The organism is Oricola indica (genome assembly GCF_965227485.1).
Taxonomy (GTDB): Bacteria; Pseudomonadota; Alphaproteobacteria; order Rhizobiales; family Rhizobiaceae; genus Oricola; species Oricola indica.
Map to the genome: position 1 here is coordinate 171,491 of NZ_OZ245747.1, position 24,973 is coordinate 196,463.

General features: G+C 61.9%; 22 protein-coding genes. 13 read left to right on the top strand and 9 right to left on the bottom strand.

The annotated features are described in order from the left end of the window. Positions 1–79: 79 nt before the first annotated feature. The 9 genes from ACQK2M_RS00895 to ACQK2M_RS00935 form a co-directional block, all read right to left on the bottom strand. Positions 80–1,435 carry an ABC transporter substrate-binding protein gene (locus tag ACQK2M_RS00895; protein ID WP_425416228.1) on the bottom strand — a complete coding sequence of 452 codons (1,356 nt, stop codon included), beginning with the start codon at positions 1,433–1,435 and terminating at the stop codon, positions 80–82. A gap of 555 nt (positions 1,436–1,990) precedes the next feature. After that, a complete protein-coding gene (locus tag ACQK2M_RS00900) occupies positions 1,991–3,883 on the bottom strand; it encodes a bifunctional sugar phosphate isomerase/epimerase/4-hydroxyphenylpyruvate dioxygenase family protein (protein WP_425416229.1) in 1,893 nt (630 codons plus the stop codon). Beyond that, the gene (locus tag ACQK2M_RS00905; protein WP_425416230.1) at positions 3,880–4,782 is read right to left on the bottom strand and encodes an isocitrate lyase/PEP mutase family protein; all 903 of its coding nucleotides are present in this window, start codon (positions 4,780–4,782) and stop codon (positions 3,880–3,882) included. Before ACQK2M_RS00905 ends, ACQK2M_RS00900 begins: the two co-directional genes overlap by 4 nt. Then, complete coding sequence (locus ACQK2M_RS00910) at positions 4,779–5,486, bottom strand: GntR family transcriptional regulator (protein WP_425416231.1); 708 nt, start codon at positions 5,484–5,486, stop codon at positions 4,779–4,781. Before ACQK2M_RS00910 ends, ACQK2M_RS00905 begins: the two co-directional genes overlap by 4 nt. Further along, positions 5,483–6,994, bottom strand: coding sequence for a tripartite tricarboxylate transporter permease (locus ACQK2M_RS00915; RefSeq protein WP_425416232.1), 1,512 nt, complete (start codon positions 6,992–6,994; stop codon positions 5,483–5,485). Before ACQK2M_RS00915 ends, ACQK2M_RS00910 begins: the two co-directional genes overlap by 4 nt. Further along, positions 6,994–7,461, bottom strand: coding sequence for a tripartite tricarboxylate transporter TctB family protein (locus ACQK2M_RS00920; protein WP_425416233.1), 468 nt, complete (start codon positions 7,459–7,461; stop codon positions 6,994–6,996). Before ACQK2M_RS00920 ends, ACQK2M_RS00915 begins: the two co-directional genes overlap by 1 nt. Before the next feature lie 66 nt (positions 7,462–7,527). After that, positions 7,528–8,508: a Bug family tripartite tricarboxylate transporter substrate binding protein gene (locus ACQK2M_RS00925; protein WP_425416234.1), complete on the bottom strand. Its 981-nt coding sequence runs from the start codon at positions 8,506–8,508 to the stop codon at positions 7,528–7,530. Between the two features lie 46 nt (positions 8,509–8,554). Continuing rightward, on the bottom strand, positions 8,555–9,961 hold the full coding sequence (locus ACQK2M_RS00930; protein ID WP_425416235.1) for an FAD-binding oxidoreductase: 1,407 nt from the start codon (positions 9,959–9,961) through the stop codon (positions 8,555–8,557). 405 nt (positions 9,962–10,366) lie between these two features. Continuing rightward, the gene (locus tag ACQK2M_RS00935; protein ID WP_425416236.1) at positions 10,367–10,834 is read right to left on the bottom strand and encodes a DUF3237 domain-containing protein; all 468 of its coding nucleotides are present in this window, start codon (positions 10,832–10,834) and stop codon (positions 10,367–10,369) included. 420 nt (positions 10,835–11,254) lie between these two features. Here ACQK2M_RS00935 and ACQK2M_RS00940 point away from each other — a divergent pair, with 420 nt between their 5' ends. From ACQK2M_RS00940 to ACQK2M_RS01000, 13 genes are all read left to right on the top strand, one after another. Then, the gene (locus ACQK2M_RS00940) at positions 11,255–12,274 is read left to right on the top strand and encodes a TRAP transporter substrate-binding protein (protein ID WP_425416237.1); all 1,020 of its coding nucleotides are present in this window, start codon (positions 11,255–11,257) and stop codon (positions 12,272–12,274) included. Positions 12,275–12,320: 46 nt separating this feature from the next. Continuing rightward, a complete protein-coding gene (locus ACQK2M_RS00945; RefSeq protein ID WP_425416238.1) occupies positions 12,321–12,875 on the top strand; it encodes a TRAP transporter small permease in 555 nt (184 codons plus the stop codon). Further along, entirely contained in the window at positions 12,868–14,163 is a 1,296-nt protein-coding gene (locus tag ACQK2M_RS00950; protein WP_425416239.1) for a TRAP transporter large permease, read from the top strand. The genes ACQK2M_RS00945 and ACQK2M_RS00950 overlap by 8 nt, the downstream gene beginning before the upstream one ends. 8 nt (positions 14,164–14,171) lie before the next feature. Continuing rightward, entirely contained in the window at positions 14,172–15,881 is a 1,710-nt protein-coding gene (locus ACQK2M_RS00955) for a dihydroxy-acid dehydratase (RefSeq protein WP_425416240.1), read from the top strand. After that, complete coding sequence (locus ACQK2M_RS00960) at positions 15,878–16,333, top strand: nuclear transport factor 2 family protein (protein WP_425416241.1); 456 nt, start codon at positions 15,878–15,880, stop codon at positions 16,331–16,333. The genes ACQK2M_RS00955 and ACQK2M_RS00960 overlap by 4 nt, the downstream gene beginning before the upstream one ends. Positions 16,334–16,597: 264 nt before the next feature. Then, on the top strand, positions 16,598–17,626 hold the full coding sequence (locus ACQK2M_RS00965) for a LacI family DNA-binding transcriptional regulator (protein ID WP_425416242.1): 1,029 nt from the start codon (positions 16,598–16,600) through the stop codon (positions 17,624–17,626). Positions 17,627–17,744: 118 nt separating this feature from the next. Beyond that, a complete protein-coding gene (locus ACQK2M_RS00970) occupies positions 17,745–19,067 on the top strand; it encodes an ABC transporter substrate-binding protein (RefSeq protein ID WP_425416243.1) in 1,323 nt (440 codons plus the stop codon). A 78-nt stretch (positions 19,068–19,145) separates the two neighbouring features. After that, the gene (locus tag ACQK2M_RS00975) at positions 19,146–20,093 is read left to right on the top strand and encodes a carbohydrate ABC transporter permease (RefSeq protein ID WP_425416244.1); all 948 of its coding nucleotides are present in this window, start codon (positions 19,146–19,148) and stop codon (positions 20,091–20,093) included. After that, positions 20,090–21,025, top strand: coding sequence for a carbohydrate ABC transporter permease (locus tag ACQK2M_RS00980; protein ID WP_425416245.1), 936 nt, complete (start codon positions 20,090–20,092; stop codon positions 21,023–21,025). Before ACQK2M_RS00975 ends, ACQK2M_RS00980 begins: the two co-directional genes overlap by 4 nt. After that, positions 21,022–21,210 carry a hypothetical protein gene (locus tag ACQK2M_RS00985; RefSeq protein ID WP_425416246.1) on the top strand — a complete coding sequence of 63 codons (189 nt, stop codon included), beginning with the start codon at positions 21,022–21,024 and terminating at the stop codon, positions 21,208–21,210. Before ACQK2M_RS00980 ends, ACQK2M_RS00985 begins: the two co-directional genes overlap by 4 nt. 4 nt (positions 21,211–21,214) lie before the next feature. Further along, positions 21,215–22,330, top strand: coding sequence for an ABC transporter ATP-binding protein (locus ACQK2M_RS00990; protein ID WP_425416247.1), 1,116 nt, complete (start codon positions 21,215–21,217; stop codon positions 22,328–22,330). Next, on the top strand, positions 22,323–23,327 hold the full coding sequence (locus ACQK2M_RS00995) for an ABC transporter ATP-binding protein (RefSeq protein ID WP_425416248.1): 1,005 nt from the start codon (positions 22,323–22,325) through the stop codon (positions 23,325–23,327). Before ACQK2M_RS00990 ends, ACQK2M_RS00995 begins: the two co-directional genes overlap by 8 nt. 1 nt (position 23,328) lies before the next feature. Then, a complete protein-coding gene (locus ACQK2M_RS01000; RefSeq protein WP_425416249.1) occupies positions 23,329–24,942 on the top strand; it encodes a dihydroxyacetone kinase subunit DhaK in 1,614 nt (537 codons plus the stop codon). Positions 24,943–24,973 lie beyond the last annotated feature (31 nt).

Here is a 24,973-nt window from a genome sequence, read left to right on the forward strand (position 1 = left end):
CGGTTGAAGAGCCATCCGGCGCTTCGCCCGGATGGGGCATGGGCGCGCGGGACGCCCATGCCAGTTATGCAGCAGCCGGTTATTTCAACGCTTTTTCGATTTTTCCGGCGGCCGTATCCAATGCCTCTTCGGCACTGGCCTGTCCGGCAAGACCGCGTGCGATCTCGTCTGCCAGGATCTGCTGAGCAGCATCGGATTTCGGGCTGCGGATGCGCCACATTTTACCCTTGGCGGCCACATCGTAAGCCTGCTGCAGCGTCTCATAGACAGGCCCGAGCCAAGGTTCGGCCGGTTCGCCATTGAGCGTCGACTTGCGTGCCGGGAAAGACCCCACCAGCGAGGCGTTGATGCTCTCGCCCTCTTTGGAGGTCAGCCATTCCAGAAACGCCCAGGACGCTTCAAGCTCCTCGGTCTTCGAGCTGACGCCGGCAATCCAGATACCGCGGTGCGCGCCGGCCTGGACGTCTCCAACGGGGAGCACCTGAATACCGACCTCATCCACTGTAAGCGTCGTGGACTTCGGGTCGACAGCCGTGGACTTGTACACACTGCCCCAGTTGAACATGTTGGCGACCAAGCCCTGGCGGAAAGCCTGAAGCGATTCCGAAAAACCGTGGCCGAGCGCGCCGGGCGGCGCATAATCCAGCAGGCGCTTGTGGGTTTCCAGAGACTTCGCGCCGGTCTCGTTGGCGAATGCCGGCACACCGGATTCATCGAGCAGGCTGCCGCCATTCGCGTTGAGGATCGATTGCCAGATCGTCGGCGTCAGCGGCTCGCGAACGAAATAGGTGTCGATTGCCCAGCGGTCGTCCTTGCCGTCACCATCGGCGTCGCGCACCAGTTTTTCGGCATCGGCGAAGAACTCGTCCCAGGTCTGTTCCGGCGTCGGCTCGGGCAATCCGGCTTCCTCGTAGAGCGTCCTGTTATAGAAGCGCAGAAGCATGTTCGAGCGCACGGGGACGGCGTACTGGACGCCCTGCCACTCGCCCGCCGCCAGAGGCGCGGCGTTGAAATCGCCCCAGTCGTAATCGTCGCCGGTCAGCGCGGCCACCTTCTCGCCCTTCAGGTCCACGAGCGCGCCGATTTCGGCAAGCTGCGGAACCCACGGATCGTCAACCAGAAGCACATCGTACTCCGGATTCGGGCTGGTGGCGTCCAGCATCATCTTGGCCAGAAGCTCCGTATAGGGCACGCCGTCGAAGACAACGCGCACGTTCGGATAAACCTTGTTGAACTCCGGGACGAGCAGCGTCTGCCAGGTGTTGGCAAAGGCCTCGTTGGCCATGATCCTGACTTCCACGGGATTGCCCGCGGTACCAAGCCCTTCCTGCGCATGCACAGAGGCCGCCGGCCCTGCCGCCAGCACCAGAGAGCCGGCCAAACCGGCCAGCATGCTCCGACGACTCGTCAATTTTCCGATCTGCGTCTTTTTCACGATTTCCTCCTCGTTGGTCGCAATGAAATGCAATTTCTATATTCTATAGAATATGGAATCGTTCGCGCTGTCAAGAACGGGCTTCGGCGTCTCGGGGCGCCAATTCATGAGGCTTCATGGGCAACCAATTGTCAGGGCCGCAATCCCGGCAAGGTGTTGGAGTCTCGATTTTCGAGTGATCCAGACTCGGTATTCTGTCCGGCTTCAGCGCCAATGAGTCAGTTTCGTCCTGACGAACGGAGGAGGATTCTGGAAAACGTTAGCTGTGGCTTACAAAATCAAAGATTGGATAAAAAGTGGGTCCTCTTAATGCCGGCGCAGTCGAAGGGCTGAGAGGATAGCCAAGACGAGCGGGATTTCCCTGTTATCGATTTTGAATCATTTCACGACGTCATGAATGTGGAGCAAACCGTCATCCAAGCGCCATCCCGAGAGCAATCATTCGTTCAATCGGGATGAGGGTTCATCGCCTGTTTCCCGTCGAAGGGAACATGATCGGTCCAAGTGCGCGATATCAAACACGGTTTGATAACCGTGGTCCCGCCTTGAAGGACCCTACACTTTCGGCATGCCCTTCGGGCGCATTTGACGTTTCTGGGCGGCGGTCCGGAATTGGGCGTTGGCCGCGCCGTAGCCGCGATAGCCGTTTCGACGCTCGACGATCTCGAAGAAGAAGCCCTCGCCGTAATTCGGGCTGTAGAGCTGGAAATATTCGCCGTTGTCGTCGCGGTCGTACAGGATGTTGTGGTCGCGCAGCCGGGTCAGGAAATCCGCTTCCAGGCCGAAACGGGCGTCGAGATCGTCATAATAATTCGGCGAGATGACGAGCGGCCGGAAGCCTTTCGCGCGCAAGGCGGTCGCGGTCGCGAAGATGTCGTCAGTCGCAAGGGCCAGATGCTGCACCGAAGAGCCGAAGCTTTCGGCCAGAAAATGCCCGGCCAGCGTGCGCCTGTTCTCCACGCCGTTCAGGGTGATGCGGAGCGAGCCGTCCTCGCTCTCAATCACCTGGCTGCGCACGAGCCCCGCCGGATCGACCACATCAACCATCGGCGATTTTTCGGTTGCGAAGATCGACGTGTAGAAAAGCACCCAGGTCAGCATCTCTTCGTAGTTCATCGTCTGCGCGACATGATCGATCCGGGTCAGGCCGGCATCGGCGGGATTATCGTCATCTGTGGCCGGCTCGAACTCGATCTCCCACACCCGCGCCAGATCGCTCTTTTCGTCGATGAAATGAACGATGCCGCCGCCGACGCCGCGGATCGCCGGTATCTTCAGTTCGCCCGGCCCCGCCGGCTGGTCGAAGAAATTCGCGCCGAGCGCCCGCGCCCGCTCCACTGTCGCCGACGCATCCTCCACCTTCAGTCCGATATCGCAGACATTGGCGCCATGCACGACATAGGACGAATGGGCGAAGCCCTCCCGCTCGGTATTGATGACGATATTGATCGCGCCCTGGCGCCACAATTCGACATCCTTGGCAATATGACGGCCGGCACGCCGAAAACCGAGCGTGTGGAGCAACCCGCTCAGTTCCACTCCCTCCACCTCGTCGGCGGCAAACTCGGCGAACTCGACGCCGCTCACGGGAATACGGTCCGGCATGTCGGGCACCGGGATTCGAATGTCCGGCTCGGCGCGGCGCACCTGATCCATCAGGTAGACCAGCGAGCGGTGGCCATCGACGGAGATCGATTTGGGCGATCCGCCGCGGAACTGGTCGTTGAAAATCTCCAACGACAGCACGCCGCCATAGCCCGTGGCGGCGACGGCGCGCATGAAGCCGGTGACGTCGAGATCGCCTTCGCCCGGCATGTTGCGGAAATGCCGGCTCCAGTAGAGCAGGTCCATGTCGATCTTCGGTGCGTCGGCGAGTTGGATGAAGAAGATGCGGTCGCCGGGGATGGAGCGGATTGTCTCGGGGTCGATCTTCTTTGCCAGCGTGTGGAAGGAATCGAGGATCAGCCCGACATTCGGATGGTCGGCGCGGCGCACGATCTCCCACGCATCGCGGTGATCGGACACATGCTTCCCCCAGGCGAGCGCCTCGTAGCCGACGCGAATGCCGCGTTTCGCAGCCCGCTCGCCCAGTTCGCGGAAATCATCGGCCGCACGGTCGATTCCGCCGAGCGAGATCGGCGAGACGTTGGAGCAGACCAACACGAGGTCGGTGCCCAACTCGCCCATCAGGTCGAACTTGCGCTCGGCGCGATCGAAAGCGCGGGCGCGTTGCGGCTCCGGCATGCCCTCGAAGTCGCGGAATGGCTGGAACAATGCGATTTCCAACCCGTGATCGCGCACTATCTGCCCAACTTCGCGCGGACCGCCGTCGAAGGCGAGAAAATCGTTCTCGAAGATCTCGATGCCGTCGAAACCGGCGGCGGCGATGGCCCCGAGTTTTTCTCGCAGGTCACCCGAGATCGAAATGGTCGCAATGGCGGTTTTCACGGGTGATCTTCGGTTTCATGGGTCTTAGCAAATGCCTGAAATCGGCCGAGATCGACGACGTCGCAGAATTCCGCGTAGCTCATTTGCCCGACGAGACCATCGGGCGTCCCCGCGTCGGACAAATGCGCCAGCGCTTCGCGGATCGCCGCTCCGGCGGCGAACAGGGTGGTGACGGCGTAAAGGACGATCGAGAACCCCATCTCGGCCAATTCGGCGCGGGTCAGTTGCGCCGCGTCTGTTCCATCGACCAGCGAGACGACCTTGGGCCCATCGAGCCCCGCAGCTATCCCCTCGACCTCGCTTCGCGTCTTCACGCCATCGACAAATGCGAGGTCCGCGCCAATATCCCGGTAACGCCGAGCGCGATCGATCGCCGATTCGATACCTTCGGACTGGAGCGCGTCGGTGCGGCCGATGATGATCATATCGGCGCCGATTTCGGCACGGGCGGCAACAGCCGCGGCAATACGCAGTTCCGCATCGCACCGGGGAACGATGCGCACGCCGGCGAGTTGGCCGCATCGTTTCGGGCTTTCCTGATCTTCCAGATGCAGCGCCGCCACGCCGGCCTGTGCATATTCCTCGACTGTCCGGCGCACATTGAGCGGCCCGCCGTAGCCGGTATCCGCGTCCGCGATCACCGGAATTTGCACGGCGCGCACCATGGCGCGGGCGTGGTCCGCCATCTCGGTTTGCGTCATCAGCCCGAGGTCCGGCTGGCCCAACCGCAGGGCGGTCGCGCCCAGACCCGTCATATAAACCGCTCCGAAACCGGCGCGTTCAACCATTCGCGCGGTCATGCAATCGGGCGCGCCCGGTGCGGCTAGCAGTTCGCCGCGCACCAGCAGATCCTTCAGGCGGCGCGCGCCGCCCATAAGCGTCGGTGCATTCGCGGTCATCGGGCCACCTTCCGTGATGCTTTTCGATCGGGGCCCAGATGGCCGTCGGCCAGCGCCTTCTGATAGACGTCGGCCGTGCGTTGAACATGCGCCGCGAGCGCGGCGTCAAAGGCAGCGAAGTCCTCGCGCGCGAGCATGTCGAGCATGCTCCTGTGCTCGTTCATCGATTCCTCGCGCCGCGCCTCGTAAGGCGCGGTGATGTTGGCCCTCAGGGTGGCGATGCGTCCGGCGACGAGAGCATAAGAGTCGCGCAAATAGGAATTGCCGCAATGATCGAAGGCGGCCTGATGGAAGGCGCTGTCGAGCTGGCCGTATTCGACGATTTCGCCATTCGCCAGCGCGGCCGCCATTTTTTCGACCACTGCGCTCAGCGTTTCGAGAAAACCGGTTCGATCCGTCCGCATCGCGGCGCGCGCGCCCTGCGCCTCAAGCATCTGGCGGTAGTCGCAGATCGCGGCAAGATCCTCCAGTGAGGTCTCGAAAACGAACGATCCGCGTTTGGGCCGCACATTCACCAGGCCTTCACGCGAGAGAATCGCCATCGCGTCTCGTATCGGCGTCCGGGAGATCCCCATCTGCGCCACCAGGCGATCTTCCGAAATGTTCTCCCCGAGCTTGAAAGCACCGGTCAGGATCGCTTCGCGGATCTCTTTCGCGGCGATCTCCGCCAGTGTTTTTTGTGGAGCGATCCTGCGCACATTCATACAAACGTCTCCCCTGACTTTTTCCGCCGCCGTCTGATCCATAGCACGACCGGCACGATCCAGATTATCGCGACCGTGAGGGCGAGGCCGGCCGCGATGGGGCGTTCGAAAAAACCGAGAGGCGATCCGTCGGACTTGATCAGCGACGTGACCAGATTCCGTTCGACGAGGAGACCCATGACGATACCGAGGATCGTCGGCGCGACCGGAAAGCCATTCTCCTCCATCAAGTAAGCCAGAACGCCGAGAACGACCATGATGACGACACCGGAAGCGCTGGCATCAATCGAATAGGAGCCGACGATGCAGAAGCCGAGGATCATCGGCGCAAGGACGAGTTTGGGAACCCGCAGAACCTGCGCCGCAAATCCAATCGCCAGAAGGCCGAGGGGAACGATGAGGATATTCGCCAGCAGGAACACCAGAAAGATGGCGGCGATCGTATCGGCGCTGGTCAGGAAGACCATGGGTCCCGGATTCAGGCCCTTGATATACAGAACACCGATGACGATCGCGGTAATGCTGTCGCCAGGGATACCGAACACCATGGCGGGCACATAGGCGCCCGACAGCGCCGAATTGTTGGCGGCACAGGCGTCAACCAGCCCTTCCTCGCTGCCATCGCCATAGACCTCAGGTTTTTTCGAGAACCTCTTGGAGACTGCGTAAGAAATCCATGACGCAATATCGGATCCCGCGCCTGGCAGGATTCCGATGATCGTCCCAATAGTGGAACTGCGCGCGAGGTTGGTCTTGTGCCGCCACAGCACACCGCCGAGGCCACGGAAGAGCGAGAATGGATTGCCAATCGGCGCGGCCGGAGGCGGTAGATCGCGATGCACGAAAGTACGGATCAATTCGGGAATGGCGAACATGCCGATGAGCGCCGGAACGAAGGCAACGCCGTCAAGGAGCGAGGTCAGCCCGAAAGTGAAACGCGGCAGGCCGGAGGTCGTATCCATGCCGACGCTGGCGATCATGAGACCGATGCAGAGCGCGATCAGGCTCTTGAGGATCGACGCCGAGCCCAGCATCACTGCAGCCGTGAGACCCAGAAGGGCCAGCCAGAAATACTCGAACGAGGTGAAATTCAGCGACACGAGAGCCAGTTCAGGTGCCGCGAAGATCAGGACGAGCGAGCCGAATATGCCGCCGATGGCCGAGGCTGTGACCGAAATGCCGAGGGCCCGACCGACTTTGCCGGCGCGCGTCAACGCGTTGAGGTCGCTCACATAGGCCGCGGAGGCGGCGGTTCCGGGAATGCGGATCAGAGCCGCCGGAATGTCCGACGCGAAGATCGCCATCGCCGCCGTGGTCACGATTGCAGCGATTGCCGGTACGGGATCCATGAAGAAGGTCAGCGGTACGAGCATCGCCGTCGCCATGGTTGCCGAAAGGCCCGGGACCGAGCCGACGAACAGGCCAAACAGGGCGCAGGAGAACATGATGAGGAACATGTTCCATGTCAGAACGAGTTCGAATGCAGCGCCGAGATGCTGGAAGATCATCACAAAATGCCTTTCAACAGCCCGGCCGGCAGAGGCACGTAGAGGAGACGCGTCATCGTCAGGTAGACCGCCAGAACGAAGACTGCCGACGCTGCGATCCAGGTCGGGCTTCTGTACCCCGACAAGATGAACAGCGCGGTCAAGAGCAGGAAACCTCCGATGGGAAAACCGACAGTTTCGAACACGATCGCGAAAACCACCACGCCGGCGGTCGCGAGAATCGCAGCGGCAAACCGGGCCGGAAATCGCCAGCCGGGATCGATCATAACAAGTCCCATGCCGCGCTCGCGCAATCCCGCGATCGCCAGCAGAACACCGCCGGCCATGAACAGGGCGCCCAGCACGCTGGGAAAGGTTCCCGGCCCGATGCTCTGACCGGGCATTTCCGGATAACTCCACGCCGTCGCCAGCACCCAAAGGCCGAAGGCGAACAAAAGCGCACCGATCACGCTGTCATGAACCTTCATGGCTATCAAACCCTCCCTGGCAACGAACGACGGCAGGGGAGGACGTGAGTCCTCCCCGCGCCTTCTTTACTGCTTGGCCAGTCCGACGGCCGCGAGGCTCTGCGCCAGCGCCTTGTCCGAATTCTCCATGAACGACTCGAACTCACCGGACGGCGTCCATTGCGTCGCGTAACCCCGATCCTTCATGAAGGCCAGATATTCGGGATCGTGGACCACGTTGTCGACAGCCTCCACCAGCTTGGCTGCAACCTCATCGGATACGCCGGCGGGCGCAACAACCCCGCGCCAGGATCCGAGAGAGAAATCGTTGCCCGTCGCCTCCTTGAATGTCGGCAGGTCCTTTGCATCGTCGAGGCGCGCATCCGCAAAGACGGCGAGCGGCTTGATCAGCCCGGCCGACATCAGGGCGGCGGCTTCAGGCAGCGACGCCGTCGCGATCTGGACGCCTCCGGCAGCAAGGTCCTGCAGGCCGGGAGCGGCACCTTCCGAGGGAACCCAGGCAACGCGCTCGACGGGCAGACCCGCCGCAAGAAGCATACCGGCCAGTGCCAGATGGTTCACGCCGCCCTGCGCCGAGCCGGAGGCCTTGAATTCACGATCCGGCGCCGCTTCCAGAGCCGTCAGCAGGCCCGCCATATCGTCATACGGGGCATCGGCGCGCACGAAGATTGCGGCGGGATCGGAATTATAAAGACCGATGGGCGTGTAGGCCTTGTAGGTTAGGTCGGTCAGACCGAGCGTGTGCATCGACCCGATCTCAAGGGTGGCCACACCGATAGTCTGGCCATCGGGAGCGGCATCCGCAATGGCCGAATGACCGATAACGCCGGACCCGCCCGTGCGATTGACCACCGGAACAGGAACTCCGAGTTCTTTTTCGAGCAGCGTGCCGATCATGCGCGCCGTGGCGTCGGTGCCGCCGCCCGCGCTCCACGGCACGATCAGTGTGACCGGACCGCTCGGCCAGTCCTGCGCGACGGCCGGAGCGGCCACGCCAAGCACCACGGTTGCCGCGAGTGCCAGAATATTTCGTCTGTTGAAGCTCATGCTTTCCTCCCAGGGTTAGCCCTTCGCGACACATGTCACGACAGGGTCAGTCGAAAATCTTAGTCGGATTGAGGGTCAGAGCCGGGTCGATGCAGCGCTTGATGCGCCGCATCAACTCGATTTGGGCCTGATCGCGCGTGTGTTCGAGATAGGGCTTCTTGAGAAGTCCTATTCCGTGTTCGGCTGAAACCGTGCCGCCGAGATCGCCGACGATTTCGTAAACGACCCGGCTGGCGTTCGCCAAAGGCTGGATCTTTGCGCCGGGTACCCACGCCACGATGTGGATGTTGCCGTCGCCGACGTGACCGTAATGCACCGAATGGCATCCAAGCTCGTCCTTCAGTGCCTGCTTGGACCGGTTGACGAATTCCTCGATCCTGCGGATTGGCAGCCCGATATCGAAGGATATGTGCGGGCCGATCACATCCGGATTGGCGAACTCGACCGCGGCGTCGCGCGTGCCCCAGAAATCGGCCATGTCGGAGAGGTTTTGTGCGATGGCGCCGTCACCGATCACACCGCTCTCGAACATCTGCTCCAGCCATGCGCTGAAACGCGCGCCGTCGATCTCCTCGTCCAGGCCCTGCATCTCGACGAGGACGACATGCGTCCCCTCACCAATCCTTACAGGCGCCTTTGCGTTGGGCACCCGCTCGGTCGCCTGGGTCCAGTAATCGGCCCACATGACCTCGAAGGCCGAAAGGAAGGGTCCGAGATTGCGGCGGGCGGTGCCGAGCAATTCGAGCACTTTGTCATAGCCAGTCACCACACACATCGCGGCGCATACGCATCCAGGTTTGGGATGCAAGCGCAGCACCGCGCGTGTAATCACGCCGAGCGTGCCTTCAGCTCCGACGAATAGCTGCTTGAGGTCGTAACCGGCGTTGTTCTTCAACATCCGGTTGAGCATTGGCAGGACGGTTCCGTCGGGAAGCACAACTTCCAGCCCGAGCACGAGATCACGGGCCATTCCGTAGCGAATGACGCGATTTCCACCCGCGTTGGTGGAGAGATTACCGCCGATCACGCAGGAGCCGCGCGCGCCAAGGTCGAGCGCGAAAAAGAGGCCGGCGTCATCCGCGGCCTTCTGAATGGTTTCGAGCGGCGTGCCGGCGCGCACGATCATCATCATGCCGTCGCTATCGATACTGTCGATACCGACCATCCGCTCCATTGAAAGGCCGACACCGCCATCGAGCGGCCGCGCCCCGCCGCACAGACCGGTCATGCCACCCTGCGGGGTCACGGCAATGCCGGCCTCATTGCAGGACCGCAGGATCAAAGCGACTTCTTCGGTGGAGGACGGCCGGAACACCGCGAAGGGCGCGGTTGCGGGAAGGAAGCTCCAATCGGTCCGGGCGCGATCCGGAATGTCCGCACCGGCAAGAACCGCGTTGGGGCCGAGCTTCGATGCGAGATCCTCGACAAGCTTGCCGCGCGCCTGGACCTCCATCATTTTTCTCCCAATCTCTGTTATATGTAACACATAACAGAATTGAAGCGACATGCAAGACGGTGCATTGACTCACGTGTCGGTTCACGGATCGACGCAGGAGATGGGGGGAATTTTTGGGCGAATGCACTGTCGGCGTTGAACCGGCACGTTCGCGACGAGGTGTCAGAGATCGAGGGGATTATTAGGTTGAGCGGGGCCGGTCGTCAGGAAGCCCACACGACGCTGAACCCACACGAAGAAATGGGGAAAGCGTTAAGTTTAGAAAGACGGAGGATCGAGGATGCCCAACGAGCGGCACAAGCCGTACGATACAGTCACGAAGTCAGGGCAGGTTGAGGCGCTTGTCGGCCGCCGGTGATCGTTTCGTCACAGTGCTCCAGCGACCATAACGGCTCGCGACAGCTATCCAATTGCATAGAGGGTGACGACGACCTTCTCGGCAAATCGAGCCCCTGAACCCACGAACAGTGTCCGGTTTACCCAGTCATAGCGGGAATCGCCGGTTTCAAGCCGCGCATGCGTTCGCATGTAGTAGTCGTCGGTCGCGACAGCCTCACCTCTTGCGAGCGCAGAAATCACTTCGGGCGGACCATGGCGATAGCCGTAATTGACGATCTCTATCGTCGCACCGTCGTTGGTTTCGATCGCGTAGCGGGTATCGAGCTCAGCGAGACCGTCAGCGAATATCGTTTGCCAGTCCGCGCCGAGGTTAAGAATGCGACCATTCAGACGCGGCCCTTGAACTGTTCCGCCGACGATCGGGATAATACGGCGCTTTCCAGCGCGTCCCATGCCCATTTCGCGGATTGGATCGAGCTCAACGGTGAGATCGCATATGTGCTCGAGTCTCGGTTCCGGGGGTTTGTTCATGAAACAGCGGCTCCATGTCGATGGTTGGCTCTATTTGCGTCTATCAATTCAACATCAAGCGTAACAACAGCAAGTATCTCGCTCTGCAGGAAAGCCGGCCAGGACATAGCCGCGACGAACATCAATGGTTGGGTCGTGTTCAGCGCGATTTCCTCACCGCAATTTGTCCGGGCGCGGGACTTGGAGCACCTCCGGAACGTTCGCCGTCGGAATTTTGCCCGCTGCACTGCATCTTGTCCATCCAAAGGGCGCGCTGTCTCGCGCAAACCGGGTTCGTAAGTATGCATGAAGGGCCTAAGGCATAGACAAACATGCCAATACCATGGCTAATTGCATACAGAGAGAGTCAACGGAGTGATCGTGCCAAGGCACGACACCTCGGCTGGAGGATTGCCTCTCTCGATTGACAGGGAGGAAAACATGAAAATCAGTCAATTCATCACCGGTGTGGCAGCATTTGCGCTTTCGGCGGGCATGGCGCAGGCCCAGGAGGTCACGTTTCGTCTCGCCCACTGGGTGCCGCCAACGCATCCGATCCAGACACTCGGTATCGAGCCGTGGGTCGAGTCGATCAAGGAAGCCTCGAACGGCCGCATCGACATCACGATCTTTCCGGCTCAGCAGCTCGGCGCAGCGCCGGACCATTACGACATGGCCCGCGACGGTATCGCGGATATCAGCTACGTGAACCCCGGTTACCAGGCCGGCCGTTTCCCGATGTACAGCCTGATCGAAATCCCGTTCCACATGAACGACTCAATCGCCGGTGCGCAGGCCATGCATGAATGGTACGCGCCGATTGCCGAAACAGAGATGTCGGACGTCAAGTTCTGCATCGCCAATCCGCACGACCCCGGCACCATCCACTCCAAGGACCCGATCATGGTCCCGAGCGACGTCAAGGGCAAGAACGTGCGGCCGGCGCACGCGACGATGTCGCGCTTCATCAGCATGCTCGGCGGCGGCCCCGTCCAGGTGCCGGCACCGGAAGCCCGCGAGGCGATCGCCAACGGTACAGCCGATGCCATCACCTTCCCGTGGAACTCGATCTATATCTTCGGCATCGACTCGGAAACGAAGCAGCATCTCGACATGCCGTTCTACGTGTCGGCGCAGCTCCTGCTGATCAACAAGGCAAAATACGAGGGCTTGCCGGACGACCTGAAACAGGTGATCGACGACCACTGTACGCCTGAATGGTCGAAGAAGTTTTCAGCCGGATGGGCCGAGAACGAGGCGTCCGGCCGGCAGAAGATGCTCGACTCGGACGAGCACACGGTGAATGTCCCGACCGCGGAGCAGGTGCAGATGTGGCGCGACGCCGCAGCGCCGCTGATCGACCAGTGGAAGGAAGACGTGAAGGCTGCCGGCGGTGATCCGGACGCGATCTACCAGAGCTATCTGGACGCGCTCGACCGTCACAGCGCCCGTTTCGACTAGCACAGGAAAGGCCGGGGCGGCGCCAAGCCGCCCCGGCTCCGTCATCTTGTCCAGTTTACAGAATTTCCTCGAGTGGTTTTCTCTGGCCATCGAGAAGGTCGCAGGGGTGCTGATGGCCCTGATCACGGTCGTCGTCGTGGTCTCGGCGGTCAGCCGCTATATGTTCTCGTTTCCGATTCCCGACGCTTTCGACCTGTCGCGGCTGTTGCTTGGCGCGGCCATCATGTGGGGCTTTGCCAGCGTCGGCTATCGCGGCTCGCACATCAAGGTCGATATCGTTGCGGAGTTCCTGCCGAAAAGCGTGCGCCGATGGATCGACACCTTCGCCTGGACGGTCCTGCTCATCTTCACATGCCTGCTGACATGGAAGCTATTCGACCGCGTGCTCAGCGCCAGCCGTAGCGGCGAGGCGACGATGGATTTGCGCATTCCGGCCTGGTGGCTGATGGCGCTGATCTGGGCGGGCGTCGCCGTCAGCATCCTGACGATTCTCGCACGCCTGATCCTGGTTGCCACCGGGCGCGGCACGCTTGACCATTTCGACGCCGTCGATACCGAAGAGAACGTCGCCGCCGAAACAGGGAAAGTCAGTCATGATTGATGGCGACCTTATCGCGGTAGCGGGTTTCCTCGCACTCTTCGCCATGATGATTCTGCGCGTGCCGATCGGCATTGCAATGGGCCTGGTCGGTATCGGCGGCTTCGCGGCCGTTGCCGGTTGGGGCCCGGCGTTGAACCTGCTGGCGCAGTCACCGATCCGCACGGTCACGGACTTCAACCTGACGCTGATCCCGTTCTTCGTTCTGATGGGCGTGCTGGCAACCAATTCCGGCATGTCCGCGGAACTGTTCCGGACGGGACAGTCCTGGTTCGGGGTGTTCCGCGGCGGCATGGCCCTGTCGACCATCGGCGCCTGCGCGGGGTTCGCGGCGATCTGCGGCTCTTCGGTCGCGACCGCGGCCACCATGACCAAGATCGCGTTGCCGGAAATGAAGCGGGTCGGCTATCGCGACGACATCTCGACCGGCGTGATCGCTGCCGGAGGTACGCTCGGCATCCTGATTCCGCCGTCAGTCGTGCTCGCCGTCTATGGCTTCATCACCGAGCAGGATGTCGGCAAGCTCTTCATTGCCGGCATATTGCCCGGCATGCTGGCCATCATCATGTACATGCTGGCGCTTCGCATCGCCTATGCGCGCAGCCTTCCGGAAGGCACTCGGTTTGACCTTGGTGAGGCGCTCCGTTCGCTGGGCGGCGTCTGGGCCGTCATGCTGCTGTTCATCGCGATCATCGGCAGCATCTATTTTGGCGTCGCCACCGCGACCGAGGCTGCCGCCGTCGGATCTTTCCTGACCGCCTTGATCGGCATCCTGCGCGGACGGCTGAACGCGCGGAAACTCATGGACAGCCTCGTCGAGGCGCTGCGGACATCCGTCTCGATCTACACGATCCTGATCGGCGCGATCCTGTTCGGCTATTTTCTTGCGGTGACACAGACACCGCAGAAGATCACCAAACTTCTGACCAGCCTCGATCTCGGGGCACACGGCACGCTGGCGCTGATCCTCGTCTTCTTCGTGCTGATGGGATGTATCCTGGACGCCATGGCGATGATCATCCTGCTCGTGCCGATCGTATATCCGGTGATCGTGCAGCTTGGCTTCGACCCGATCTGGTTCGGCGTCATCATCGTCATGACCGTCGAACTGGGACTGATCACGCCGCCGGTGGGCATGAATGTCTTCGTCATCAACTCGATCGCGCGGGATATCAGCCTGCCGACGATTTTCCGCGGTGTGCTGCCATTCGTCGGTGCGGACCTTATCCGGCTCGCGCTGTTGATCATGTTTCCCTGGATCGTTCTGTACCTGCCGACAACAATGCGATGAGGGAGTACATGAGCCGCCAACGCCGCCGATTTCCAACGATCTATTCGACCCTGATGCGGGAGAACTCCAAGGCCTTCCTGAAGGGCATGGGACTGACGGACGAGGAGATAGAGCGCCCGCATATCGCCGTCGTGCATACGGGCGGCGACATGAGTCCGTGCAACATGAACCTGCGCGACCAGGCTCAGCACATCAAGACGGGGATCTATGGCGCCGGCGGTTTTCCGCACGAGACCCCCGTCGTCTCCGTCTCCGACGGTTTGACAATGGCGCATCCGGGCATGCGGTTCTCGCTGGTGTCGCGCGAACTCATCGCCGACAGTCTCGAGACGACGATGCGCGCGCACTGCTTTGACGGCGTGATCGGCCTTGGCGGTTGCGACAAGAACCTGCCCGGCCTGATGATGGGAATGCTGCGCGTCAATGCGCCGGGCGCTTTCGTTTTTGGCGGGGCCGCCATGCCCGGCCGCGTCGGCGGCAAGGACGTTACGGTTCTCGACGCATTCGAAACCGTGGGCCGGATGATTGCCGGGGACGCGACCAGGGACGAACTGGAAGACTTTCAGTGTCGCAGCATCCCGACGGCCGGCTCCTGCGCAGGGCAATTCACGGCAAACACCATGGCGATGGTGGCCGAGGCATTGGGGCTTTCCCCTGTTGGACTGTCCATGATGCCGGCGGTCTACACTGACCGGCAGGGGCGGCTGCGCCAGATCGGCAAGCTGGTCATGTCTGCGATTGCGGGGGATACGCCGCTACCGCAGGAGATCGTCACCCGCACCGCACTCGAAAACGCCTGCGCGCTGGTTGCCGCGACGGGCGGGTCGACAAATGCGGCGCTGCACATTCCGGCCATCGCGCATGAAGCGGGAATAGATTTCGGATTGGATGATGCGGCGAGGGTATTTGCGAGAACCCCACTGATCGGAAACCTGTCGCCAGGCGGCCGGTATCTCGCGCGCGACGTCTATGAGATCGGCGGTACCGGTGTGATCATCGCCGAGCTCATCCGAAGCGGCCATATCGACGGGTCAGCCTTGACGCTAACCGGTCGGACGCTGGAGGAGGAAGTTTCCGGCTCAGATGCGCCGGATGGCGAGGTCGTGCGCGGCACCGACAATGCGATCGCACCCAATGGCGGGGTCATTGTGCTGAAAGGCAATCTCTGCCCCGAGGGTTCGCTGATCAAGGTCGCGGGCCTGAAGAAACTTCGCCACCGCGGCCCGGCCCGCGTTTTCGACGGCGAGGATGCCTGCCAGAGCGCGATCGAGAACCGGAACTACGATCGCGGAGACGTTATCGTCGTACGCAATGAGGGACCGAAGGGGTCTCCGGGCATGAAAGAGATGCTCGGCATCACCGCGCTTCTCTACGGTCAGGGCATGGGCGAAGAGGTCGCGCTTCTGACGGACGGACGCTTTTCCGGTGCGTCGCGCGGGCTGTGCATCGGGTATGCATGTCCGGAGGCCGCCATCGGCGGGCCCATCGCGCTTGTACGTGACGGAGACATGATCGCCATCGATGCGTCTCCCGATGCCGCATCCATAACGCTGGAAGTGGACGAAGAGACGCTGGAAAGGCGACGTGCAGAACTGCCTGAACCAGATTTTCGGCGCCTGGGCGGCGTCCTGGAGAAATATGCGGCTGTCGTCGGCGGCGCCAACAGGGGCGCGGTCACGCATTCCGGCGCAGTCGATACGAGCGGAGACATCGATTGACCGAACCGAACCCCTATGATCCGTGGCAAAGGACCGACCTGACGGCAAATGAACGGACCTTGCTGACCTTCATGCGCGACTGCATGCACGGCGACGATCTTTCGCTGATCGACACGCTTGTCGCCGAGGATTACATCCAGCACACACCCGGTATCGCACAGGGCCGCGAAGGCCTGCGGCGCTACATCATGGAGGTGGCGCGCAAGAGGCCGAACCGCACGCAGTGGCGCGCAGTTCAGATCTTTGCCTCCGGTGACATGGTGATCCTGCACAAACTGATCTCCAGCCACGCGATCGCCGATTTCGTCCGCTTCAACGCGGACGGCCAGATGGCGGAGCACTGGGACGTCGTCGCGCCGCTGTCAGAGCCGGACTATGACCCCATGCGTACCTCCAAAGAAGATCTTTCAAGGTTCAGCGCCGTGTTCGACTTCGATTCCGGACGTGACTGAAAAAGAGGTGACGCGGCAAATCACTGCGCCGCGAAACGTTCGCTTTTTTAAACCCAAGCGGACATTTCTTATGAACAAGTCTGAGATGCGAAACGATGGCCGATCAGCCTTCACGCATCTCGATGGGCGGCGCCGCGAGCATTCATGATAAGCACGCATGGCGCGTTTCAACTCAAAATGCCCTCATGCGGTTTGACGGTGAACGCTCCGAATACTGATTGACGTACCTCAGAAGCTTTCCCTATCTAAGGGCAGGAGGAAGGTATGTCACGCCCGACCGTCAACGACCTGGCGAAAGCGGCCGGTGTAAGTCTTGCAACAATCGATCGGGTGCTCAACTCTCGGCCGGGCGTTCGCGAGCAGACAATCAGGCGCGTCAATGAGGCGATCGAACGCATAGGATTCGTGCGCGATGTCACTGCGGCCAATCTTGCCCGCCAACGTCGCTACAAGTTCGCATTCGTGCTCCCGGACGCGCCGGGCGAATTCGTGACGCTACTGCGCTCTGCGGTGAACGAGGCTGCCGCGGGCCCGATCGTCGACAGGATGGATCTGACCGTTGCGACGGTGCCGCCCAACGATCCCCATTTCCTCGTGAAGACCCTCCGGCGGTTGGGCGCCTCGCAGATCGACGGTATCGCGATTTTCGCACCGGAAACTCCGCATGTGCGCGACGAGATCGCACATTTGAAGGAGAGCGGCGTCGCGGTCGTCGCGCTGGTGTCCGATCTGCCGAACACGGGCCGCGATCATTTTGTTGGCATCGACAACATCGCTGCTGGCCGCACCGCCGGGGTTCTTATGGGCCGATTCATGCGGAAAATCAGGGGATCCGTCCTTGTGCTGGCAAGCTCCATGCAGGCGCGGGCCAACGCGGAGCGGCGGCTCGGTTTCGATCAGGTGATGGCGACGCAGTTTGGTGCGATCGAGGTGTTGCCATCGCTTGAAGGGCACAATGATCCGGAAACAATCAGGAGGATCGTTTCCGCCGTTCTGGATAGCAGGAAAGACATCACCGGCATCTACTCGGTGGGAACGGGAAATGGCGTGCTGGTCGATCTGCTCAAGGAAATGGGCCGCGACCAGGATCTCGTTGTTATCGGGCACGAACTGACCCGGAACACACGGCGCGCGCTTGAGGACGGCGCACTCGATGCGGTGATCAACCAGGATACCGGCCACATTGCGCGCAGTGCATTGCGGGTGTTGCGCGCGAAGACTGACGGCATAGACATCTTGTCGTCACAGGAGCGCATCCGCATAGAAATCATCATTCGCGAAAACCTCTACTGACGGCCGGATTTCCACCGGGTCCCGTTTTCAAATTCCGCCATGATTGACATGAGGTACGTACCTCATTTAGGATTGCATCCGGATCGAACGATCCCGCTATCGATTTGGGAGGAATAAGATGAAATCCATTGGATTGGCGTCCGTCGCCGCTGCATCCCTTGCCGTCGCCTTTTCGGGCTCCGCCAAGGCAGAAGACCTCACCCTGTGCTGGGCATCCTGGGACCCGGCGAACGCGCTTGTCGAACTCTCCAAGGATTTCGAAGCCGAATCCGGCCACTCGATGAGCTTCGAGTTCGTGCCGTGGCCGAATTTCGCCGACCGCATGCTCAACGAGCTGAACTCGGGCGGCAAGCTGTGCGACCTGATGATCGGCGACAGCCAGTGGATCGGCGGATCGGCGGAGAACGGCCATTACGTGAAGCTCAACGATTTCTTCGATGCCGAGGGCATCAAGATGGACGACTTCATCGACGCGACCGTGACAGGCTATTCCGAGTGGCCGAAGAACACGCCGAACTATTGGGCCCTGCCCGCTTTCGGTGACGTGGTTGGCTGGACCTACCGCAAGGACTGGTTCGAACGCCCCGAGCTGCAGGCCGAGTTCAAGGAAAAATACGGCCGCGATCTCGGCGTACCCGCAACCTTCGCCGAACTGAAGGACATCGCCGAGTTCTTCCAAGAGCGCGAGATCGACGGCAACACGGTCTACGGCGCCTCGATCTACACGGAACGCGGTTCCGAGGGCATCACGATGGGCGCGATGGACGTGCTCTACTCCTTCGGCTTCAAGTATGAGAATCCCGAGAAAGCCTATGACATGGAAGGCTTTGTCAACGGCCCCGGCGCGGTCGCCGGGCTGGAATACTACAAGGAACTGTATGAGTGCTGCACGCCGCCCGGCTCCTCGAACGGCTACATGTCGGAGGGCATCGACGCCTTCAAGTCGGGCCAGGTGGCGCTGCAGATGAACTTCGCCTTCACATGGCCGGGCTTTGAGAGCGACGCCAATGTCGGCAACGGCAAGACCGGCTACTTCGTCAACCCGGCTGGACCAGACGGCGAACAGTTCGCGCAGCTTGGCGGCCAGGGTATTTCGGTCGTATCCTATTCCGACAAGCAGGACGCGGCGCTGGAGTACATCAAGTGGTTCGCGCAACCGGACGTACAGGCCAAGTGGTGGGAAATGGGCGGTTTCTCCTGCCTCAAGGCCGTGACGCTCGCGCCCGATTTCCCGCAGAGCCAGCCCTATGCGCAGACCTTCCTCGACTCCATGGCGATCGTGAAGGACTTCTGGGCCGAGCCGAGCTATGCGACGCTGCTGCAGGACACCCAGAAGCGCTTCCACGACTACGTCGTTGCCGGCAACGGCACCGCACAAGAGGCGCTGGACGGTCTTGTTCGCGACTGGACCGAAACCTTTGAGGATGACGGCAAGCTCTAGCAGCCTGGCCGCACTCTCCCGGCGGAGCCGCCACGGCCCCGCCGCTACGACCGAACACCCTTCAGCGGAATTGGCAACATGACGGACGAAACGACCAGCCGTTCTCCGGCGGTGGCGCCGGCTGGCTTTGCACGGAAATACAGAGGGCTTTCTGACCGGGCCGTGGCCTGGTTGTTCATCGGCCCGTCGATCTTCCTGCTGCTTGCGATCAACATCTTTCCGCTGATCTGGACGATCCGTCTCAGCCTGACGAACTACCGGGCCAACCGCACGAACGCGGATATCGACTGGGTCGGGCTGCGCAATTACGAGCGCATCCTCACCGATCCGGATATCTGGAACTCGATGCAGGCGACAGCGCATTTCCTGATCTGGACGCTTGTCCTGCAGGTCCTGATCGGCTTCGGCCTCGCCTACCTGATCAACAAGAAGTTCAAGGGTAACGATCTCTGGACCACGATCATCGTGCTGCCGATGATGCTGAGCCCCGCCGTCGTGGGCAACTTCTGGACATTTCTCTACCAGCCCCAAATCGGCCTGTTCAATTACGTGGTCGCCTTTCTGTCGGGCGTCGATCCGTCGTCCTTCTCGATGATCGGCGATGTCAATCTCGCCCCTTGGGCGATCGTGATCGTCGACACCTGGATGTGGACGCCTTTCGTGATGCTAATCTGTCTCGCCGGGCTGCGCTCGATCCCCGACTCAATCTACGAGGCGGCCGAGTGCGACCGCGCCAGCAGATGGCGGCAGTTCTGGACAATCACCGTCCCCATGACGCTCCCCTTTCTCATGCTGGCCGTGCTCTTCCGCGGCATAGAGAATTTCAAGATGTTCGATCTCGTGGTGCAGCTCACCGGTGGCGGCCCGGGCAGCATAACCGAGCTGACCTCGATCAACCTGAAACGCGAAGCCTTCGAGAAATGGCGTACCGGCTATGCCAGTGCCTACGCGGTGATCCTTTTCGTCACCGTCTTCGGACTGGCATCGATCTATGTGAAGGCCCTGAACAAGGTGAAGGAACGATGAGCTTTTCGGTCACCGAACCCTCCCGGCTTCAGAAGTCGGTGGCAGGCGCGCTGGTCGTCATCTATGCGCTGGTGACGATCATGCCGCTGGCATGGATCATCGCTACGGGCTTCAAGTCTCCCAACGACGCCATCGCCTATCCGCCCAAGGTAGTCTTCGAGCCAACGCTCGAAGGCTATGTGAACCTGTTCACCACGCGGACACGCATGTCTCCCGACGCACTGGAGGAAATCGGCCCGCCGGAAACGTGGTACGACAAGATCGTGCGCCAGTACGACATGGTGATCTCCGGCCCGAGCCGCTACGGCGAACGGTTCCTGAATTCCGTCATCATCGGGTTCGGTTCGACCTTCCTGTCGGTCTTCCTCGGCACCCTGGCGGCCTATGCCTTCTCCCGCTTCAAGGTGCCGCTGAAGGACGATTTGATGTTCTTCATCCTGTCGACGCGCATGATGCCGCCGATCGCGGTGGCGATCCCCATCTTCCTGATGTTCCGCCAACTCGGTCTGTCGGACACGCATCTGGGCATGATCCTGCTCTACACGGCGGTGAACCTGTCGCTGTCTGTCTGGCTGCTGAAGGGGTTCATCGACGAGATCCCGGTCGAATACGAGGAAGCTGCGCTGATCGATGGCTACACGCGGTTCCAGGCATTCTACAAGGTCGTGCTGCCCCAGGCGACGACGGGCATCGCATCGACGGCGATCTTCTGCCTGATCTTTGCGTGGAACGAATACGCCTTCGCGGTGCTGCTCACCTCCGGTACGGCGCAGACCGCGCCGCCCTTCATCCCGACCATCATCGGCGTCGGAAAGGACTGGCCGGCGGTCGCCGCCGGCACCACGCTCTTTCTCGTCCCCGTCATGGTTTTCACCATCCTGTTGCGCAAGCATCTGTTGCGCGGGATCACATTCGGAGCCGTTCGCAAATGACCGATTTTTTCTCCGGCCTCGCTCGCCTGCGCCGCGGCCCCTGGGAAATGCTCGCCACCGTGCTCATCGCGCTGGGCGTCGTCATGCTCATGCAGCCATTCGCGATGTGGGCCTACACATGGTCTTTCATCGTCACGCTCGTCGGCACCGTGATGTTCATCATCGTCAGCCATTTCCCGGAGTAACCAGTTGGCCGAGATCGTCATACGAAATCTCCGCAAGGAATTCGGCGCGTTCGTCGCGGTGCAGGAGTCGACCTTCAACGTCGCCGACGGAGAGTTCTTCATGCTGCTCGGGCCCTCCGGCTGCGGCAAGACGACGACGCTGCGCATGATCGCCGGGCTCGAACTGCCGACATCCGGACAGATCCTGCTCGACGGCAAGGACGTCGCCCAGATGCGCGCCAGCGCTCGTGACATCGCCTTCGTCTTCCAGATGTTCGCGCTCTATCCGCACATGAACGTGCGCAAGAACATCTCCTATCCACTGCTCAGCCAGGGCATGTCGCGCCGCGATGCCCGCAGCAAGGTCGAGGAGGTGGCAAGGATCCTCGATATCGAAAGCATCCTCGATCGTCCGGTGGGCGGCCTGTCGAGCGGCGACCGCCAGCGCGTGGCCCTCGGCCGCGCCATCGTCCGCCAACCGAAGGCCTTCCTCATGGACGAGCCGCTCGGCGCGCTCGATGCCGAGTTCCGCGAGCGCATGGCCGAGGAGCTTCGTGCGCTCCATGACCGCATGGGCGCGACCACCATCTACGTCACCCACGACCAGCTCGAAGCCATGCAGATGGGCGACAAGATCGTCGTGATGAACCACGGCGTCGTCGAGCAGTGGGGCACGCCGCAGGAAATCTACGACCGGCCGGCCACCATGTTCGTGGCCAACTTCATCGGGTCGCCGCCGATGAACTTCCTGCGCTTCGAGGCAACGCTCGAACCGGGCGCAGCCACCGCCCGCCTGTCAGGCGTGGACATTCCGATCCCGCCTCTCGAAACCGGCGTTTCCGGCCGCGAACTCGTCCTCGGCGTGCGACCGGAACACGTGCGTCTCGGAACCGACGGCGCCTACCGTGGGGAAGTGATCGCCACCGAATATCTTGGAACGACGCAGATCGTGACGCTGAAGTCTCCGAACGGAACCCTGCGGGTCCGCGCGCCCTCGGGCCAGCCGGTTCATGTCGGCGAGACGGTCTCGCTCGACTTCAACACCGCGACGCTTTCCCTTTTCGATGCCGGCTCGGGGCAGGCGATGAAGGTCGACCGGGCGGCCGTGCGCGCTGCGATGAAGGAGCAATCCTATGGCTGAAGTCGTTCTGTCCGGCCTTTCCAAGCGCTTCGGCATGACCACCGCCGTCGACGACGTATCAATGACGATCCCCGACGGCGCCTTTGTCGTCCTGCTCGGGCCGACGGGCGCCGGCAAGACCACGACGCTTCGTCTCATCGCCGGTCTTGAAAGGCCGGATGCTGGAAGCGTGTCCATCGGCGCAAACGATGTCGGCGAATATTCGCCGGCCCAGCGCAATGTTGCGATGGTCTTCCAGCAATATTCGCTCTACCCGCACATGACGGTGCGCGAGAACCTCACCTTCCCCCTCAAATCTCCGCTGATCAACGCGCCCGAGGACGAAATCGAGCGCCGTGTCGGCGAGGTCTCCTCGGCTCTCCAGATCGCGCACAAGCTCGACAACAAGGCAACCGCGCTTTCGGGCGGCGAGATGCAGCGCGTATCGATCGGCCGGGCGCTGGTGCGCCGGCCCGACATTTTCCTGATGGACGAACCGCTGAGTTCGCTCGACGCCAAGCTGCGCGCGGATCTTCGGCTGGAACTGAAGCGTATTCAGGCCGTTCTCGGCGCGACACTTCTCTACGTCACCCATGACCAGATCGAGGCCATGACGATGGCGACCCATATCGGCGTGCTCGAGGAAGGCAGGCTGGTGCAGTTCGGCTCACCGCGTGAGATCTACGAAAATCCGTTTAGCATCTATGTTGCCACGCGTCTCGGGCAGCCACGCATCAACACCCTCCCCGCTGCCTTGTTCGGGGGCGCGCCGGCAGGCGCCGAATTGATCGGACTGCGCCCCGAACACATCCGCCAGGGCGAAGGCCGAGATGCCAAGGTCGTTCGCGTCGAGCACCTGGGCGACCAGACACGCCTGCACCTTTCGCTCGAAGGCCATGCGCTGATCACGCTCACCGACCCGCACACCCCGCTCGCGTCCGGCGACACGATCGCCATTCGGCCGGACAACCCGCTTTATTTCGCCGCCGATGGCGCGCGCATACTACAAGGAGCCTGACATGCCCCAGTTCGTGAATTCGAGGGAAACGGTCGTCACCGAGGCGATCGACGGCGTCTTGCGCGGCGCCGGCGGGCGGCTGGCGCGGCTCGACGGATATCCGCATATCAAGGTCGTCGTGCGCACCGACTGGGACAAGTCGAAGGTCGCGCTCGTCTCGGGTGGCGGCTCCGGCCATGAACCGGCACATGTCGGCTTCGTCGGACAGGGTATGCTGACGGCCGCGGTCTGCGGCGATGTCTTCGCCTCGCCGTCGGTCGACGCGGTGCTCGCCGCGATCCTGACGGTCACGGGCAAGGCCGGCTGCCTGCTGATCGTCAAGAATTATACCGGCGACAGGCTGAATTTCGGCCTGGCGGCCGAGCGTGCCCGGACCTTCGGTCTCAACGTCAACATGGTGATCGTCGATGACGATGTCGCGCTGCCGGACCTCCCGCAGGCGCGCGGCGTCGCGGGCACGCTTTTCGTTCACAAGATCGCCGGCGCTCTGGCCGATGCGGGCGACGACCTCGACACGGTGACGGCCGCCGCGCAGAACGTTATCGACGGCGTCGTGTCGCTCGGCATGTCGCTCGACACCTGCACGATTCCCGGATCGCCGAAAGAAAACCGTATCCTTGAGGGCCACGCCGAACTCGGCCTGGGGATCCACGGGGAATCCGGAGTGGAGCAGGTGAGCTTCGAGGGCGCCCGCAAGGCGGTCGAGACCGTCGTCGGCCGCCTCGCCTCCAATATCAAGCCCGGCCCCCACGCGCTCCTTCTCAACAATCTCGGTGGAACCACGCAGCTCGAAATGGCGATCCTCGCGGAGGAACTGGCAAAGTCCGAGATCGCGGACCAGTTGCGCTGGATTGTCGGCCCCGCCGCCATGATGACCTCTCTCGACATGCAGGGGTTCTCGGTCTCGCTTATGCCGATGACAAAAGACGCGGAACGCGCCTTGCTCGCTCCCGCCGCGCCCACGGCCTGGCCGGGGCTCGATCCGTTCGGCGCCATCGAGATACACCCCCTGCCTGACGGGCTGACACCGATTCAGGCCATGCCCTCGGCCAACCCGGCGCGGCGCGACCTTATCGAACGTTGCTGCGACATCCTGATTGCCGCCGAGGCGGATCTCAACGCGCTCGACGCGAGATCGGGAGACGGCGACACCGGCACCACGCTCGCAACCGCCGCGAACGCTCTCAAATCGGCGCTGGACCGGCTTCCCCTTGCCGACACGACCCAACTCTACCGTGCGATCGGCATGGAGCTGTCGCAGACGATGGGCGGCTCGTCCGGCGTCCTGCTGGCGATCTTCTTCGCGGCGGCGGGCGACGCATCGGCCGGCGGAAAAGACTGGATCGACGGACTGGCGGCCGGCCTGGAACGTATCCGTCAGGTCGGTGGAGCCAATCCGGGCGACAGGACCATGATCGACGCACTCGCCCCCGCCCTCGGCAGCCTGAAGGACGGCGTTGGCGCCGCCGCCAGATCGGCGCGCGAGGGAGCCGACTACACCGCCACCATTGCGAAGGCCAAGGCCGGCCGTGCAAGCTACATCTCCGAGGACAAGATCCTCGGCCACAACGACCCGGGCGCTGAAGCCGTGGCCCGTTTGTTCGAGAGATTGTAGGAACCGGACGCGGCGGCCTCGGGGTCGGAAT

What these genes read in the sequence shown, in the direction of transcription:
- ACQK2M_RS00905 (WP_425416230.1), bottom strand. Translation starts at nt 4,782, where the DNA reads ATGACCGCGAATGCACCGACGCTTATGGGCGGCGCGCGCCGCCTGAAG.
- ACQK2M_RS00910 (WP_425416231.1), bottom strand. Translation starts at nt 5,486, where the DNA reads ATGAATGTGCGCAGGATCGCTCCACAAAAAACACTGGCGGAGATCGCC.
- ACQK2M_RS00915 (WP_425416232.1), bottom strand. Translation starts at nt 6,994, where the DNA reads ATGATCTTCCAGCATCTCGGCGCTGCATTCGAACTCGTTCTGACATGG.
- ACQK2M_RS00920 (WP_425416233.1), bottom strand. Translation starts at nt 7,461, where the DNA reads ATGAAGGTTCATGACAGCGTGATCGGTGCGCTTTTGTTCGCCTTCGGC.
- ACQK2M_RS00925 (WP_425416234.1), bottom strand. Translation starts at nt 8,508, where the DNA reads ATGAGCTTCAACAGACGAAATATTCTGGCACTCGCGGCAACCGTGGTG.
- ACQK2M_RS00930 (WP_425416235.1), bottom strand. Translation starts at nt 9,961, where the DNA reads ATGGAGGTCCAGGCGCGCGGCAAGCTTGTCGAGGATCTCGCATCGAAG.
- ACQK2M_RS00935 (WP_425416236.1), bottom strand. Translation starts at nt 10,834, where the DNA reads ATGAACAAACCCCCGGAACCGAGACTCGAGCACATATGCGATCTCACC.
- ACQK2M_RS00940 (WP_425416237.1), top strand. Translation starts at nt 11,255, where the DNA reads ATGAAAATCAGTCAATTCATCACCGGTGTGGCAGCATTTGCGCTTTCG.
- ACQK2M_RS00950 (WP_425416239.1), top strand. Translation starts at nt 12,868, where the DNA reads ATGATTGATGGCGACCTTATCGCGGTAGCGGGTTTCCTCGCACTCTTC.
- ACQK2M_RS00955 (WP_425416240.1), top strand. Translation starts at nt 14,172, where the DNA reads ATGAGCCGCCAACGCCGCCGATTTCCAACGATCTATTCGACCCTGATG.
- ACQK2M_RS00965 (WP_425416242.1), top strand. Translation starts at nt 16,598, where the DNA reads ATGTCACGCCCGACCGTCAACGACCTGGCGAAAGCGGCCGGTGTAAGT.
- ACQK2M_RS00970 (WP_425416243.1), top strand. Translation starts at nt 17,745, where the DNA reads ATGAAATCCATTGGATTGGCGTCCGTCGCCGCTGCATCCCTTGCCGTC.
- ACQK2M_RS00975 (WP_425416244.1), top strand. Translation starts at nt 19,146, where the DNA reads ATGACGGACGAAACGACCAGCCGTTCTCCGGCGGTGGCGCCGGCTGGC.
- ACQK2M_RS00980 (WP_425416245.1), top strand. Translation starts at nt 20,090, where the DNA reads ATGAGCTTTTCGGTCACCGAACCCTCCCGGCTTCAGAAGTCGGTGGCA.
- ACQK2M_RS00985 (WP_425416246.1), top strand. Translation starts at nt 21,022, where the DNA reads ATGACCGATTTTTTCTCCGGCCTCGCTCGCCTGCGCCGCGGCCCCTGG.
- ACQK2M_RS00995 (WP_425416248.1), top strand. Translation starts at nt 22,323, where the DNA reads ATGGCTGAAGTCGTTCTGTCCGGCCTTTCCAAGCGCTTCGGCATGACC.
- ACQK2M_RS01000 (WP_425416249.1), top strand. Translation starts at nt 23,329, where the DNA reads ATGCCCCAGTTCGTGAATTCGAGGGAAACGGTCGTCACCGAGGCGATC.